Below are 14,883 nucleotides of genomic sequence, written 5' to 3'. Positions count from 1 at the left end.
TTTATATTGGATATTATTGTCCACTATTTATTCAAATTTTTTTATCGTTTTAAAAATGTTAAGCCTTTCTCAAAATCCATTGCTAAAGTTTTTACAGCAGTAGTTTCAAGCATCTTTTTAAGTTCGTCTCTAATCACTTTAAATTGATTGTGTACAGGACAAGGTTTATCCGCATTGCATCGTTTCAAACCCAAACCACAGCCATTGTAAACAGTATCTCCATCAATTGCATAAACAATCGAGCTTAATTTCACTTTCTCCAATTCACTTTTGTCCATTGAAAAACCACCTGTTGGTCCTTTGTCGGAATTGATAATGTTGCTTTTGGATAGTCGCTGCAAAATTTTGGAGGTGTATGCTGAGGGCGATTCAATAGCTTCTGCCACATCCTTTAAGCTCACTTTTCTGTCAAGCAAAGATTGCTCTGCAATGAAAATTGAAGCTCTAATACCATATTCACAAGCCTTTGAAAACATAATTTACTTTTTATCGGTGCAAAGATAAGTACTTTTTTTTAATAGTGGATATTATTGTCCAATATATTTTTTTGAGCGTGGAAAATTGGCTCTTTTGTAAAACTTGGTTTGTGTGTTGGCTCGTGCGGTTTTGCAAATGTGCCAATGTGCGGCTGGCTAAAATTATTTTTAAAATGTGCGGTGGAAAAAAACAAACCTTTTTTGCCCTTTCGTCGGGCGGGTTGGTCGGCATGTGTGTCGAGTTACAGCGAAATTGTCAACCTAGTTTTTGTCGTCCGAAAGTTAGTTTGGAAATCAAATGTCTAGTCGTTTTGAAGTCCGCTTGTTGGTTGCACGGTCGTCTTTTAGGCTTGCTTATAACGGTTTCACGGTTTGCGTCAGGCGGGGAATTCAAAGGTAAAAACTTTCAGCTTAGAACCAAACGATCATGATGGTACAAATGTTCACTTTAGCACATCAGCCCCGCCATTACGCCAAACCGCTGTTAGCTGCTGCCCTTCTTGTCTGTCGTGGGTTTCGCTGTCTTTGGTGCGGTTGGACAGACACACTCTTTGCCAAGTTTTGGTCTGTGCGTTGGCTTGTGCGACTTGGCAATGTGTGTGGCTGTGAAGCGTTGGCTTTGTTGTCATTTTACACTTTCTTCTATAATTTCAATTTCGTCTTTTGTCAAGCCATAAATTTCATAAACAGCCATATTAATTTTTGCTTCTAAGTCTTTAGTTTTCTTTACATCACTCTTGTCTGTAGCTAAAATTGTCTGAACAAGTTTTTTGATTTCATTGTGTTTCGATGAGCTTTCCTTAATTGGTAGTTCACTCAAAAAAGTCTTTGAAATATTTACTGTCAAAGTAGATTTGTTTGAAAACATAACTGAGTAATACCAATTCAGAATTTTTGAGTTTAACAATGCTAAGAAATAGTCTAACGAAATAGTTGCATCATCATTTAAAACAAGATTATTTACTGAGTTAAAAGTATAATACTGGTTTCTGTCAATTGTGCAAGTTAGTGGGCTTGTCCCGCCACTAATTCTTTGAATTATTATTTTGTCTGAAAGATAAATTTCCTCTTCTCTTGCTCTGTTTAAAAGTTCTCTGTCGTAGTTGATGTAATTATTGTCGAAGGAAATATTATAACGTCCAAAGTTTTTACCATAAAGAAGTGGTTTGTATTTGCTGTTTACTTTTGAACTCTTTACATATTTGTCCTTATCACCGTCTATTCCAGGAGAAATGTATTTAAAGTAGTTATTCAAAGGATTAGAATTTGCTTGGATTTTTTCAATTAATTTAATTTCAATATCGTTGAGAAGAATGTTAAAAGTGAAACTTACATTTTTCCTAAACAAACTTTGAGGAATTTCCGACTTAGTGTATTTGCCTTTCTCAAAATCTGAAATGTCTTTTATAATCTTTGTCTTTCCTGTGCTCTCACCTTTTTCGTAACTAAAGATTACAGTTGATACTGTTGCTTCTGAAAACACATTTGAACCTAAGTCTACAATTTCGGTAATCTTGCAATTGTCAAGAAGAAAAAGTCTAACAGCTTCATAGGTTGTTGCTCTTAGAATATTGTTTGGAATAATGAACGAAAAAACGGCATTGTTTTTCATCAATTCAAAAGACCGCACCATAAATAAACCGAACAGATTTATTTTCCCTGTTTGGATATTCAAACCTTTTGAAATTGCTTTAACTGAATGCTTACTTAGAAAATCTGCAACGTAATTTTTATAAAGATTGTCAAAATCAGCTTCTCTTGTAAATACATACGGAGGATTACCAATTATTAAATCAAAGCCAACATAGTCGCCATCATTATTTAAAACTTCAGGGAATTCAAAACGCCATTCAAAAGCATTTTCAAATATTTTGTTTGCTTTTATATCTTCAATTTCTCCTTCTATTTTTTTTGTTTCTTTTGTCAGGTCTTTAACTTTTTTATTCCATTCCGCTTTTTCCTTTTTGCTCATTTCAAAAAGTTGCCCTTGATTTGTCAACCTAAAAAGGTCGCCTGATAATTTTCGTAACTTTTTTACTTTGGGGTCTGTCATTGAAATTTCACTTCTAAAATCCGATTTAATGTCGGCAATCAGTCGTTCCATTTCTTTTTTCTGTTCTTTACTTTCGGCATTGCGGTATGTGTCTACTGCAATACGATACATATCTATGCTCCATTTGCCTTTGCTCTTTTTTAATGCTTGGCTCAAATCGGCATCCATTGAGAAACGGCTCACTAAAGAGTTGCCGCATTTTATATTGATGTCAATGTTTGGAAGTGTTTCAAGTTCTGTGGCGTTTTTGTAATAAGCATTTTTCAATAATTCAATCCACAAACGCAAACGGCAAATTTTTACAGAGTTGGGATTGATGTCAACACCGAAAAGGCAATTTTCAATTATTGTTTGCTTTTCGTGGAAAAGCATTTCTTGTATTCTTTGACTTTCCTTGTTAGTTGGATTGTATTCAAATAGTTCACTTTCTTCGTCAGTTACAATTAGTTCATCATTTACAACTTCAACTTGATATTCTTTTAATCGTTTACCTTCTCTGTCTTGCAGAATTTTTAAGTCGTTTTTTACGGCAATCATTTCATTAAGTGCCGAAACCAAAAAATGTCCTGAACCAACGGCAGGGTCGCAAATTTTGATACTGTTTACAATTTCATTGGCTTCTTTTCGGTCTTCAATTTTATCGTAGAGTTCTTCAATGTTTTTACACTTCCACTTTTTTGTTTCGTTGAATTTCTGAACAACGGCTTTGCGAATAGTTTCACGACACATATACATTGTAATGAAACCCGGAGTAAAGAATGAGCCGTCTTTGTATCCGTTTATTTTCTCAAATATTAAACCGAGAACAGATGCGTTAATAAGTGCTTTGTTATCTTCTTGAATTTCTTCCGAACCTTCACTACTGAAATCATAGGCGTTCAAAAACTCAAATAAATATTCTAAAGTATTTAAACTTCCAGTTCGCTTTTTGCCTTGGTCATTCTTTAATACAGTAGTTGAAATAATTGGAATTTTCTTGTCATCCTTTAAGTTGCTAATGAATAAGGTTACTTGCTCTATGTCAGTAGGCTCGAAAAGTGATGAGTTTAGATATGGAACTTTTTCAAATGCTTTTTTTACATCATCGTTTCTGTCTTTAAACTTACGAGCCAATACTTGAAAGAACAAGCTGTTTAGGTCATCATAGGTTTTGATTTTATCTAAATTCAGAAAAGAATATGATTTGTCGCCTTTGTGATAAGTTATAAGTTGGGCTTCCAACAACTTTAAAAATAAAATCCTATTTATCCAAGTAATGCTTAATTCAAGTGCAACGCTGAATAATCTTTCTGGTATTGTGCTTCCGAATTGGCTTGGTTTTTCAAGACGGCTTAATTTATCTAAACTGTCAAGCTGAATAATTGCATCTTCGAGTATTGTTCCTGAATGTCTTTCGCCTGATTTATTTCTTTCAATAAGTTTTTTATTTCCTTCTTTGGTTTCGGTCAAGCCGATAATGTGCAACAACTCGCTATAAAAGCGTTTGTCAAGACTGTTGCTGTCGTTCGTGAAAGGAAGTTTTAAAAGATGTTCAGGTGATAAGAGTTTGAATAAAGCAATTAGCGAATTGTCGTCCGCTTTGTCATCATTGCGAAGTGGCTTTTGATAATCTTGAATATTGAAGTATGTAAATTCAATTTCTGCTGTTATGTCGGCAATAAAAGGCTCGGCAATTTGTTTGTAGAAAAAATCAGTTTTTGTGTCTGCCAAACGTCCGCCTTCAAATTCTGTAAATTGCTTTACGAGATTTTTGTTTTGAGCAAAAAGTCTATCGAATAGGGTAGCGTCAAAAATGAACCATTCGTTAATGTTGGTCGCTACCAAGTGTTTTACTTCAAGATTTTTATGTGTTATTCTTTCTCGTAAGTAGTAAAGCACTAATTCCTGAAACGCTTTTGCGTTCAGTTTTTTAGTGGTAATCATTTCTGATTTATTGGTCGGCTTTTTAGCTTCAATGATTACACCAACGGAACTTTTAGCCGTGTTTCCATTATGAATAACAAGGTCGTTTCGACCTTTAGTATTTATATAATGGTTTGGGTCGTAGTATGTTTTATTTAAGAAGTCAATGACAAGGTTTTTATGAAACTCTTCGCTTTCTGTGTCATTTGTCCTGTCGAGTAAAGTAATTAGATTGGTCTTGAAACCTTCAATTTCAGTCCTGTTCGGTTTTACTTTTAAAAAGGCTTTGTTTAGTGCCTTTCTTGGTTTCAATTCTTTTAATTCCATCTACAATTTTATATTCTTTTTTCAGTCGGTTAAGATAAGTTTTAATGTCGAAACGGTGTCAGTGCGTTGGCAAAAAAATGGCTCTTTTGGTTTTGCGAAGGGTCGGCTTGTGTGTCGGGCAAAACCAAATGTGCTAATTGTGCGGCTGGCTTTTTCGGTCGTTTTCATTGTCGGTTTGTCTGTCTTTAAGCATTGGTGGTAACGTTTTTCGGGTTGCCGAAGGCGGGCATTAGAAGCACTAAACTGTCCGCCTGCACAAATGCAAAATAGAAGCACAAACGTTCAATTATACACGTCAGCCCCGCTTTTGGCAACCCGATGTTAGCGGTAGTTTTTCTTCCTTTCATTCCAGTCAATCGTAACTTCAAATTCATTGTCTGCTGTTTTTAATTATCGTGCTTTACTATCTCAATGTCAGTCGCGTTTGATACATTTTTGTTGCCCAATTGTGCCTCGTTGGTCAATACAAAATTGGTCAGCAAAGCTCTGATTTGTCTTGCGTCATAGTCTCCTGTAAGGATTACTTTTGTTTGTTTATCTGCCATTGGATTAGAATTTGTCAATGATTATAAATGGTTTGTCCATTACCTTTCCTATTTGGTATTTTACATATACTGAGCCATTAGGTTCAGTTTCCAATTGTTCAACCAGTCTTTCTTGTGCTTCTGTCGGTGGTAAGTCTTTTACAAACGTCACAACACCATTTTTAATTTTTGCCTTTGTAATACCTTTAATATACTCAACTGAAATATTATTGATTTTCGCTTCGGTCATAACTTTATAACTCTCAATGTAAATTGAAGGTAAGCTAAATGATACTTTTTTAATAAACCTACAGTCATTGTCTGTTCCCGACACTAATGTAAACTTGTTCTCATTGCGAATGTCATTTGAGCCAGCAGCAATATAATATCCATAATCTACGCTTTCTCGCTGTAGTCAACAAGTTTATAATGTGCGTTGTAAGTATTTTTAAAAAAAAAAAATTTGTCTTGTTGCTCCTGTAAAGAATTAAAGTCTGGAAACATAGATGTGGATTTTAGTGAATACTCTATGTCGTTCCAAAAGTTGCTAACTAAACTTTTATACTTGACGCTGTCGTAAATTGCGAGGTCATAGGTTTTTGATTTTATCTCTTTTCCTTCGCTTTCGCTTCTTCTGCTTGTTGTTTTTAATTTTTTCGTCTTCCTTTTCTTTAAGCTGTTTTGGATTTGGGCTTTAATATTTGCGGGCAAAGAATTTGTCTCGGTTTTACGCCATTCAATAGTAGCCATACCGTTTTTAGCCAAATAAATTTTTGAGTAGTGTTGATAGTCGTCCGAGAAAAATAAATCGCCTATTCGTTTGTCACCGTAGCTGTTTTCATATTTTGATTTAAGAACTTCTGTAGAAACGTTTTCATATTGAGTAAGGACATAAGCTGTCCCATACTCCATAATGTAACGCTTGCAAAAAGTGGCAGAAATCCTGAAATCAAGAAGATATTGGTTTGCGTAGCATTGAATTACCTCTGTGATTTGACCGTTGTAATACTTCACATCATAGTCAACATTGTTGCCTTTGGAGTTACCGTAGCTGTCGTAACCTGTCCGTTGTTGCGTTGTCCAGTGAATGAGCTGTTTAACCTTGTTGGCATCCATTCCAATTTCTATTGTCTGTCCGAAAACAGTTAAAGCACTTGTTAGTGCAATCCAAATTATTACCGTTAGTTTCTTCATTGTCGTGTGTTTTAAAATTACCGCTAACGTTTTGCAGCTACAAGAAGTTGGCGATTTCGGAGACGAAAACCGTCTACCACCACTGAACTTGATACGAAGCACAAAGCTTGATTTAACCACTGAACCGCCAATTTCTTGTAGGTGCTGTTATGGGCTGGCTTTCTATTTTTTGTCGTCATTAGTCCCTTGTTCCCATTGCTTTTTCTTTTCTTCTTCTTCTTTCTTTTTGTTGGCACGACTTATTAAAAATGCACCTAAAACCACAAATGTTAGTCCAGCAAAATTTGTTTGGTGTCCGTTAGCTGCACCAATAATTGCACCGAGTGTTGAAAGTCCGCCAATTACAGCTAATACAATTCCTGTTGTCTTCATATTATTTTAGTTTTTATCATTTTCTTTTTTACATCTACAAAGTCAACTGAGTCAACTTTCTTCGAGAAGAGAAATTATGTAACTCCGGTAATTGGTGAAAGAAAAGGCATAGAACAAAGCTCCAGCCATATCCGATTTTGCGGTTTCTACCAAGTAAGGCTACAAGTGCCGCAATGATTACAAGAAATACGAGTTTTTCCATTTTGTTTGATTTTTAAAAGTTAATATTTAGTTTTTGAATTGCTTCTTCTTTTAATTCAAGCAGTCGCTTGACATTATTTTTTGTTTTTGCTAATCTCTTGAAAATATTTTCTGCAATTGAGTTCTTTTCCTTGTCAGTTGGAAACCGGTCTGGATGGCACTTTTACCTTTAGTTCGTCATAAAAGTTGAATTGAATTGAAAGAACTGTTAATGATGTTCCCAAAGTCAATTTCTTGCTTTAATGATTCATTTTTGGAAGCGTTGCTTTGCTGTGTCTTTCGGCTTGAGTTGCTCCCTTAATATTAGAAATGCAATAATCCCAAATTCGGCTATGGCAAGCCACATCCACCAATTTGTTTGTTCCCCAGTTTCTGTTGTTTTTGTAATAGCTTGTCCTGCTACTTTGATGCTGTCTTGTATTAAAGTATCATTCATTTTCGTTGAATTTAGGAAGTGGTATATAATCTTTTAATTGCCATCTGCAACCGTATGTTCCAGCGTCACCGTGTATTTCTAAAGTGTCCCAACCGAGAACAATTAGTCTGCGAACCAAAACATCATCGTCAAGTATTACTTTTCCGATATGAATTAGTTCGTCTTTTGTCAGAACTCTGCCTGTAAAAGCTTGAATTCTAAAGCCAGTATTTAGCCAATTTGAAAATTGATGTTTATATGAACTTTCTCCTTTTGAAATGCTTGCTTTCAATAATGTTGGTGCGATGCCAGCAACAAATGAAGTCCTTGCGGATTCATTGAAACTGCGAACAAGTTTTGCTCTTTCGCTTCTGTCCCGAAACCAGTCGAGTATGTTATTCCAAGTGTTATCTAACATTTTTCATTTGATTTTAAAGTTCCTTGAGTGAATACATAATTCGGTTCATCTTGTCTTTGTATTCATATTCTTTGCTCGATAAAGTCCAAGCCATAATTTGATAGTATCTTTCTTTCCCTTGAATAAATGCTAACGAATAAAAAGCGTCAATACCTTCAACTCGACCACTTACAGTTAAAAGTCGTGCAGGCATATTGTTAATTGTGGTATCAAGGATTTCAGATTTATTTGATACAGATATTGTCTGCTCAAACCCATTCATAAGTATGTCCGAATAACCTTTGATGTCATTTGAATATGATTCTGAAAGGTTATTATCATCCAAAGCCTTTTGCATTTCAGATTTTGATTCGTCAATAACGATTACATAGAACTCTTTCCAAGCGTGTTGATATTGTAAAGATGCATCATCATTTAGTCCTTTTGCTTTAGTCAAAAAGGAAGGAATGGCAACTGAATATTTATTTTCAATTGTTACGGTTTGTTGTTCGTCACCTGATTGGCACGAGTTCAATGACAGAATTGTCAAAAGTAGAATTGTGATTTTTTTCATAGTCGTCTGTTTTTTAAGCTTGCCCATAACATTTATTATGCGAAATAAATCTATCAAAACTTTCGCTATTTCATACTATAACGATGGAAAAGCGAAAGTTTGAGTTTCGCTTTTCTAAATCAATTTATCTAAAGGTGATTGTATTTTGCTCAGTTGCTTTTTGCTTACATGGGTATAAATGCTGGTGGTTGAAAGACTATTATGACCCAGCAGTTCTTTAATACTTATTAAATCAGTACCCCCTTCCAGTAAATGGGTTGCAAAGGAATGGCGAAGGGCATGTATACTGCCTTTCTTATTCACACCGGCTTTTTCCTTGGCGGCCTTTAAGATTAACTGCGCGCTTCGGGTGCTGTATTGTTCTCCGCTTTGCCCCTCAAACAGCCACTCTTTAGGTTTATAAACTTTAAAATATTCCCGCATCATCAATAAGAGCTTTTCGGAAAGCATTACTTGCCTGTCTTTTTTCCCTTTCCCTTGCCGGATGGTGATGACCATGCGTTTGCTGTCAATATCTTTCAGCTTCATGTTCACGATCTCACTCACCCGCAGTCCGCAGGCATATCCCAAGCACAGAATGGTCTTATGTTTTAAGTTATCCAAAGCCTGGAGGATACTTTTTACCTCTTCTTCGGCAAAAACCGTGGGTAGTTTCCATTCTTTTTTGGCTCTCGGCAAATCATAGATTTCCCGGCGTTTACCTACCACTTGTTCAAAAAAGAATTTAATAGCATTGATAATTTGGTTTTGCGCCGAGCTGCTCCATTTTTCCCTTCTCCCGGTAAGCGAAAAAAACTCCATGATTTCTTTTTGCTGATTTGCGAAGGTCTTTGTTCAGGAAAGCGCTCAAAAAAATATTGCAACCAGTTGATATAGTTGCGGATAGTATTGTCGCTGTAATTCAACAACCGGAGTTTTTCCTTGGTCGCTTTAAGGGCTTTGAGGTGGTATTCATTCATAATAGCTGAATAAACTTGTTCTTCAAATATAGAAATCATCAATGATAGAGACACTAAATAAAAAATTCGCCGCCCCGTTCTCACCAACGGGTGAATCGCTATGGAACCCTACCCACACCTAAAATTTGCCACCTCGCTCCAATCACCGCCACCCAGCGAGTTTGATGCGCGGACGCGGAAGAAATATTCTACGCCCGGCACGAGGTCGGACACGATATAGTTATCATCCTTCGTACCGTTCTTGGTTTTTTGCCAAGTGCCTTTTACCGGGTCGGTGGTAAATTCGATGTGATAGTATATTTCTTTTTTGGCCATGCCTTTCCAGAGCAGTTTGATCTTGCCCACACCATGATAAACCGCCTTCAGCTTTTTTACCTGTCCGGGCAGGACGGAAGAGCCTTTGCCTTTCTTTTCCTCCAGGCCTGCACTGCGAATGATTTCACGGTTGCCTTTGGCTATATTGTTTACGTAAAACACCATGAGGCGGAACATATCTTTGGCTTCCTCAAACACCTCGTTGCGAAAAGCAATTTTATTCCGGTCGCCGCTCTCCGCTGCCTGTATGGCTTTTTCCAAACGGAGGCACATAGCAGCCTGCGCCAGCAGCGTGGGGTTTGGAAAAGGGAAATGAGCATTTGCCGTCTGGGCCTTGATGCATATTCTCCAGCGCTCCACCAGTTGCATAGGAGCGATATTGCGCAGGCCATTCTTGGCATTGTAAACAGTAAGAATGAGGATGAGTAGTTGCATATTCATAGAGCCCAATTTTGGTGAATAATACAACGCAAAATTAAGCCATTTTTTTGATTGCTTGCGTGTTTTTACGTATGTATCCTGTTACCTAATTAGCATATAAACGGCTTGGATTAGGGGAAACGGTGAAGTAGGCGCGAAATGCCCCCTTTTAGCTCAAAAAGCGGCGTTATTCATTAATTTAACACCAAAAGTGATTAGAACGTCACTTTTCTCAACTGCTAAAACATTTTTAGCGGTTAAGAAAAAGGTTTTAGCGGTTAAGAATGCGGCTTTAGCGGTTAAGAAAATCCTTGTAGCGGTTAAGATTTTTGCTTTAGCGGTTGGTTTTGCGGCTTTAGCGGTTAGGAATGCGGTTTTAGCGGTTAAGCAATTTCGCTTTAGCGGTTAAGAAAAGGGCTTAGCAGAATCGTTTAGCGGTTAAGAAAAACGGCTTAGCGGTTAGAAGAAAAGCTTTAGCGGTTAAGAAAAAATTTTTCTTAATCAGAATCGTGGCGGTTCTAATCACAACTGGAGCTTTATTGGTTACGACAGGTGCTATATTGATTAAGTATATTTCATTATTGATTAAGCGCAGAAAACCCCGCCCTTGCTCGTGTCCAATGTCATTAAGTTAAGGGGACGTTCACATGAACAAGGCAGGCGTTCGCATGAACGGAAGAGCCAAACGTGCGGTTGAAGGTTTTGTTATATTGTTTAGAAAAGGAAAACTTATGGTTTAGGAAGCGGGTGGGGAAAATGGAGGAGCTGCTGTTGAGGTCTGCACCAGCCGTAGTCGGTGTTCGAGAGGGGGCGTAAGTGTTTTTGTCTGTTGCAGAAACCATTTTTGCCTAATGATCTTTGATCGTATATGCAATAGTAAAAAACGAATGTGGTATAGAAAAATGTCTTTTGACATCTTTTTGGGTTGCCCGAAGTGGTGGCCTGTTGGTAGGTAGGGCAAGGTGTGGAGGGTAGGGCCGCGCGAAGGATAGAGGCGGCATCCTTTTTCTTTCCAAAAATATTTTAGACTGAAGAAAAAGATAGAGCCGAAAGCCTGACGCCTTGCGTTTCAGCATGGCGGCGCGCCATAACTATTTTTTGTTAGTCAGTTTAGTTTATAAGACTACAGGGCGCACAGACTGCACGGCCGGTTATTTAGAATCTTGTTCTTATTGCCACAGCAGTATTACTCCGCCGGTGATGAGGATGTTGACGATGGCGAGGGGGATTAGAACTTTCCAGCCTAAGTCCATCAGTTGGTCGTAGCGGAAGCGAGGAACGGTCCAGCGCACCCACATGTAGAAGAAGATAAAGAAGAAGATTTTGGCAAAGAGGACGGCGACACCCAGTAGGGTGGCGATGTTGCCGCCGAGCATGTTTGATATCCAGTCCATTCCGGGATAGTTATAGCCGCCAAAGAAGATGATGGCGATGATGGCGGAGGAGATGAACATGTTGATGTATTCGGCAAAGAGGTAGAAGCCGAGTTTCATGGAGGAGTATTCGGTGTGGTAGCCTCCTACCAGTTCGCTTTCGCATTCGGGTAGGTCGAAGGGGGTTCGGTTGGTTTCGGCAAAGGCGCAGATGAGGAAAATGAGGAAGGCAATGGGTTGTTTGAATATGTTCCAGGAGAGCCAGTTGCTGTTAGCGTCCCAGAAGCCGTGTTGTTGCTCGGTGATGGTGCGTAGGCTGAGGCTTTCGGTCATCATTAGTACGGCAATGATGGAAAGACCCATAGCAATTTCGTAGGAAATCATTTGTGAGGATGCGCGAACGGCACCCATCAGGGAGTATTTGTTGTTGGAGGCCCATCCGCCAATCATGATGCCGTAAACACCCACGGAGACGGTTCCAAAGACGAAGAGGATGGCTATGTTGATGTCGGTAGCTTGTAATAGGATTTTGCGTCCGAATAGGTCGAGTGTAGCGCCCCAAGGGATGACGACGCTGGTCATGAGGGCGGTGACGATAAATAGGCCGGGGCCGAGGATGAATAGGAATTTGTTGGGGGTGTTGGGAATGAAGTCTTCTTTGGTAAACATTTTAAGTCCGTCGGCTAAGGGTTGAAAGATACCACCCCATCCGGCGCGGTTAGGCCCGGGACGGTCTTGAATGAATCCTGCGACTTTTCTTTCGGCAAAGGTAGAGTAGAGGGCAATGAACATCGTGATGCCAAAGACAACGAGAATGATGACTGCTTTTTCTATGAAGAGGGATAGTTCCATAAGTTAGATGTTAAAAGCCCCCTACCCCCCGAAGGGGGAACTGGTTCCCCCTTCGGGGGGTAGGGGGCTACTTTTATTTTCCGTCGCTAAGTGTTTGTTCTTCTGTATTGATATTGTTCATGCTAATCGCTTTCTGGTCTTCTTTTCTTCCGGTAAGCAGCCGCTCGTCGGTATCAATTTCTACCGGTTCAAGTTTTTGGATGTAATTATTCTGGTTAATGACACTCCATTTTTCCTTTTTGCGCGGGCCTTCAATAACCCAATCGTTCAAATCTTTCCTTTCAAAGCGACATTCGTTGCAGATAAATTCAGGCTTTCCGTTTTCGTCGCTTTCTACTTCACGAAATTCGTCTTTGCGCGTTGTGACCCGATAGATTTCTTTGCCAAACATCCAAACAGCGGCTTTTCCGCAACATTTGGTGCAATTTCGATGAGCATTATAGGGCTTGAGGAACCATACTCTTGATTTGAAGCGGAAAGTCTTATCAGTTAAGGCTCCTACGGGACAGACATCAATCATGTTCCCGCTCATATCGTTCTCAACGACATTTTGAATGTGAGTAGAAATCTCCGCAGCATCTCCGCGACTCATCACCCCATGAACCCGTTGGTCTGTGAGTTGATCGGCAACGAGCACGCACCGGTAGCAGAGGATGCAACGGGTCATGTGTAGTTGGATTTTGTCGCCAATATCTATTTTATCAAAGGTTCTCCGCTCCTCTTCATATCGCTTGTTTGCCACCCCAAAATTAAAGCTGAGGTTTTGCAAATCGCATTCACCAGCCTGATCGCAAATAGGACAATCTAAAGGATGGTTGATTAAGAGAAATTCAACTACTCCTTTGCGCATGTCCTGCACTTTGGGGCTGATCATGTTTTTCACTTCCATGCCGTCCATTATCGGCGTACAACAAGATGCCACTAACTTGGGCATAGGGCGCGGATCGGCATCACTTCCTTTGCTTACTTCTACTAAACAAACACGACACTTGCCACCGCTTCCATCTAACTTGCTATAATAGCACATGGCGGGTGGAACTAAATCACCGCCTATTTTACGCGCTGCATTGAGGATAGTGGTTCCCGGCTCTACTTCGACGCTTATTCCGTCTATGGTTACTTTCATAAAACTTAAAATTCAAAACTTAAACCAACACCGGTTTCTCTTTCTTCAATAAATGTTTCACACTTTCAAAAGGTTCTTTTTCAAAATGTTTCCTATCCTTTATTTTCTCCGGAAATCGAACATGATATTCGAATTCATCTCTAAAGTGACGGATGGCCGCAGCTACCGGCCAAGCGGCTGCATCCCCCAAAGGACATATTGTATTGCCTTCAATCCTGCGCTGAATATCCCAAAGCAAATCAATGTCGTCTATCTTGCCATATCCATGTTCTAATCTCCATGTTACTTTTTCAAGCCAACCGGTGCCTTCTCGACAAGGGGGAGCACTGTCCGCAGCTTTCATGCCAATAAAAACGAGAGAAGTTCCAAGTATTTCTAACAATACATTGACGGTCGTCATAAACAATAAATCCACCAGAGCCAATCATAGAACCGGTTGCAAATCCTCCATCTGACATACTTTCATAGGTCATCAGACGGGTCTCACCTTTCTCGGTTTTGAATAGAAGATTTGCCGGAAGTATGGGCACGGATGAACCACCGGGTACGCAGGCCTTCAAAGGTCGGTCGGTTTGCATACCTCCACAATATTCATCGCTCATTAGAAACTCCTCAACGGGTACATTCAATTCAATTTCATACACCCCCGGCTTCTTAATATTTCCTGAAGCAGAAATCAATTTAGTTCCGGTTGAGCGGCCGATACCGATCTTCGCAAACTCTTCTCCCCCATTCCGGATAATCCAAGGTATATCCATCAGGGTCTCTACGTTATTCACTACCGTTGGATTCCCGTAAAGCCCCACTACGGCTGGGAATGGAGGTTTAATTCGCGGATTGCCGCGCTTGCCTTCTAAAGACTCGATCAAAGCAGTCTCTTCCCCACATATATAAGCACCGGCACCGCAGGTTACATATAAATCAAGATTATAACCAGTGCCGAGAATATTTTTCCCCAGCCATCCTTTAGCATAGGCCTCGTTAATGGTGCGTTCTAGAATTCTGTATATCCACATGTATTCGCCACGGATATAAATGTAGGATTGATTTGCCTCCAAGGCAAAACTTGAGATAATCATCCCCTCAATCAGCAGATGCGGGAGTTTCTCCATTAAGTAACGATCTTTGAAAGTTCCGGGTTCACTTTCATCCGCATTGCAAATCAAGTGGCGCGGCTTGCCACTTTTTTTATCTATAAAACTCCATTTAAGACCCGTGGGGAATCCTGCACCTCCTCTACCTCTCAGTCCGCTCTTCTTTACCTCCTCCACTACATCGCTTGGAGTTTTTTCTTTCAGCGCCTTCTCTACGCCACTATAACCTCCCATCTTGCGATAGACTTCGTAGGTTTCTATCCCCGGTACGTTTGCGTGCTCTAATAATATCTTCTTGCCTGCCATTCC

16 protein-coding genes and 1 pseudogene are annotated in these 14,883 nt (G+C 39.3%); 1 reads left to right on the top strand and 16 read right to left on the bottom strand.

Going from position 1 to position 14,883, the window contains the following annotated elements; all coding sequences use genetic code 11:
• Positions 1–41 precede the first annotated feature (41 nt).
• The 13 genes from IPP77_15570 to IPP77_15510 form a co-directional block, all read right to left on the bottom strand.
• Positions 42–476, bottom strand: coding sequence for an Rrf2 family transcriptional regulator (locus IPP77_15570; protein MBL0311025.1), 435 nt, complete (start codon positions 474–476; stop codon positions 42–44).
• Positions 477–1,101: 625 nt separating this feature from the next.
• Positions 1,102–4,758: an Eco57I restriction-modification methylase domain-containing protein gene (locus tag IPP77_15565; protein MBL0311024.1), complete on the bottom strand. Its 3,657-nt coding sequence runs from the start codon at positions 4,756–4,758 to the stop codon at positions 1,102–1,104.
• A gap of 185 nt (positions 4,759–4,943) precedes the next feature.
• Positions 4,944–5,132, bottom strand: coding sequence for a hypothetical protein (locus IPP77_15560; protein ID MBL0311023.1), 189 nt, complete (start codon positions 5,130–5,132; stop codon positions 4,944–4,946).
• A 12-nt stretch (positions 5,133–5,144) separates the two neighbouring features.
• Positions 5,145–5,303, bottom strand: a complete 159-nt coding sequence (locus tag IPP77_15555; protein ID MBL0311022.1) for a hypothetical protein — start codon at positions 5,301–5,303, stop codon at positions 5,145–5,147.
• Between the two features lie 4 nt (positions 5,304–5,307).
• The gene (locus IPP77_15550; protein ID MBL0311021.1) at positions 5,308–5,532 is read right to left on the bottom strand and encodes a hypothetical protein; all 225 of its coding nucleotides are present in this window, start codon (positions 5,530–5,532) and stop codon (positions 5,308–5,310) included.
• 146 nt (positions 5,533–5,678) lie between these two features.
• Positions 5,679–6,476, bottom strand: a complete 798-nt coding sequence (locus IPP77_15545) for a hypothetical protein (GenBank protein MBL0311020.1) — start codon at positions 6,474–6,476, stop codon at positions 5,679–5,681.
• A gap of 162 nt (positions 6,477–6,638) precedes the next feature.
• Entirely contained in the window at positions 6,639–6,848 is a 210-nt protein-coding gene (locus IPP77_15540; protein MBL0311019.1) for a hypothetical protein, read from the bottom strand.
• Positions 6,849–7,296: 448 nt separating this feature from the next.
• Positions 7,297–7,485 carry a hypothetical protein gene (locus IPP77_15535; protein ID MBL0311018.1) on the bottom strand — a complete coding sequence of 63 codons (189 nt, stop codon included), beginning with the start codon at positions 7,483–7,485 and terminating at the stop codon, positions 7,297–7,299.
• The gene (locus IPP77_15530) at positions 7,478–7,882 is read right to left on the bottom strand and encodes a hypothetical protein (GenBank protein MBL0311017.1); all 405 of its coding nucleotides are present in this window, start codon (positions 7,880–7,882) and stop codon (positions 7,478–7,480) included. Before IPP77_15530 ends, IPP77_15535 begins: the two co-directional genes overlap by 8 nt.
• 13 nt (positions 7,883–7,895) lie before the next feature.
• Positions 7,896–8,435: a hypothetical protein gene (locus IPP77_15525; protein MBL0311016.1), complete on the bottom strand. Its 540-nt coding sequence runs from the start codon at positions 8,433–8,435 to the stop codon at positions 7,896–7,898.
• A gap of 114 nt (positions 8,436–8,549) precedes the next feature.
• Complete coding sequence (locus tag IPP77_15520) at positions 8,550–9,143, bottom strand: tyrosine-type recombinase/integrase (protein MBL0311015.1); 594 nt, start codon at positions 9,141–9,143, stop codon at positions 8,550–8,552.
• Positions 9,137–9,433: a phage integrase N-terminal SAM-like domain-containing protein gene (locus IPP77_15515; protein MBL0311014.1), complete on the bottom strand. Its 297-nt coding sequence runs from the start codon at positions 9,431–9,433 to the stop codon at positions 9,137–9,139. The genes IPP77_15520 and IPP77_15515 overlap by 7 nt, the downstream gene beginning before the upstream one ends.
• 69 nt (positions 9,434–9,502) lie before the next feature.
• Positions 9,503–10,150 (bottom strand): fibronectin type III domain-containing protein, encoded by a 648-nt coding sequence (locus tag IPP77_15510; GenBank protein ID MBL0311013.1) that lies wholly within the window; start codon positions 10,148–10,150, stop codon positions 9,503–9,505.
• A gap of 190 nt (positions 10,151–10,340) precedes the next feature.
• Here IPP77_15510 and IPP77_15505 point away from each other — a divergent pair, with 190 nt between their 5' ends.
• Complete coding sequence (locus IPP77_15505; protein ID MBL0311012.1) at positions 10,341–10,538, top strand: hypothetical protein; 198 nt, start codon at positions 10,341–10,343, stop codon at positions 10,536–10,538.
• A gap of 760 nt (positions 10,539–11,298) precedes the next feature.
• On the opposite strand, the gene nuoH is transcribed toward IPP77_15505, so the two are convergent.
• The 3 genes and pseudogenes from nuoH to nuoF form a co-directional block, all read right to left on the bottom strand.
• The gene (gene nuoH / locus IPP77_15500; GenBank protein ID MBL0311011.1) at positions 11,299–12,354 is read right to left on the bottom strand and encodes an NADH-quinone oxidoreductase subunit NuoH; all 1,056 of its coding nucleotides are present in this window, start codon (positions 12,352–12,354) and stop codon (positions 11,299–11,301) included.
• Positions 12,355–12,427: 73 nt separating this feature from the next.
• On the bottom strand, positions 12,428–13,480 hold the full coding sequence (locus tag IPP77_15495) for a (2Fe-2S)-binding protein (protein MBL0311010.1): 1,053 nt from the start codon (positions 13,478–13,480) through the stop codon (positions 12,428–12,430).
• 19 nt (positions 13,481–13,499) lie between these two features.
• A pseudogene (nuoF, locus tag IPP77_15490) lies at positions 13,500–14,880 on the bottom strand (NADH-quinone oxidoreductase subunit NuoF).
• Positions 14,881–14,883 lie beyond the last annotated feature (3 nt).

The organism is Bacteroidota bacterium, assembly GCA_016722375.1.
GTDB lineage: Bacteria > Bacteroidota > Bacteroidia > Chitinophagales > LD1 > Bog-950.
Note: the sequence above shows the minus strand (reverse complement) of the source record. Positions and strands in the feature narration are given on the sequence as shown.

Coding starts and splice junctions, on each gene's coding strand:
- IPP77_15570 (MBL0311025.1), bottom strand. CDS start 476: ATGTTTTCAAAGGCTTGTGAATATGGTATTAGAGCTTCAATTTTCATT.
- IPP77_15565 (MBL0311024.1), bottom strand. CDS start 4,758: ATGGAATTAAAAGAATTGAAACCAAGAAAGGCACTAAACAAAGCCTTT.
- IPP77_15560 (MBL0311023.1), bottom strand. CDS start 5,132: ATGAATTTGAAGTTACGATTGACTGGAATGAAAGGAAGAAAAACTACC.
- IPP77_15555 (MBL0311022.1), bottom strand. CDS start 5,303: ATGGCAGATAAACAAACAAAAGTAATCCTTACAGGAGACTATGACGCA.
- IPP77_15550 (MBL0311021.1), bottom strand. CDS start 5,532: ATGACCGAAGCGAAAATCAATAATATTTCAGTTGAGTATATTAAAGGT.
- IPP77_15545 (MBL0311020.1), bottom strand. CDS start 6,476: ATGAAGAAACTAACGGTAATAATTTGGATTGCACTAACAAGTGCTTTA.
- IPP77_15540 (MBL0311019.1), bottom strand. CDS start 6,848: ATGAAGACAACAGGAATTGTATTAGCTGTAATTGGCGGACTTTCAACA.
- IPP77_15535 (MBL0311018.1), bottom strand. CDS start 7,485: ATGAATGATACTTTAATACAAGACAGCATCAAAGTAGCAGGACAAGCT.
- IPP77_15530 (MBL0311017.1), bottom strand. CDS start 7,882: ATGTTAGATAACACTTGGAATAACATACTCGACTGGTTTCGGGACAGA.
- IPP77_15525 (MBL0311016.1), bottom strand. CDS start 8,435: ATGAAAAAAATCACAATTCTACTTTTGACAATTCTGTCATTGAACTCG.
- IPP77_15515 (MBL0311014.1), bottom strand. CDS start 9,433: ATGATTTCTATATTTGAAGAACAAGTTTATTCAGCTATTATGAATGAA.
- IPP77_15510 (MBL0311013.1), bottom strand. CDS start 10,150: ATGAATATGCAACTACTCATCCTCATTCTTACTGTTTACAATGCCAAG.
- nuoH (MBL0311011.1), bottom strand. CDS start 12,354: ATGGAACTATCCCTCTTCATAGAAAAAGCAGTCATCATTCTCGTTGTC.
- IPP77_15495 (MBL0311010.1), bottom strand. CDS start 13,480: ATGAAAGTAACCATAGACGGAATAAGCGTCGAAGTAGAGCCGGGAACC.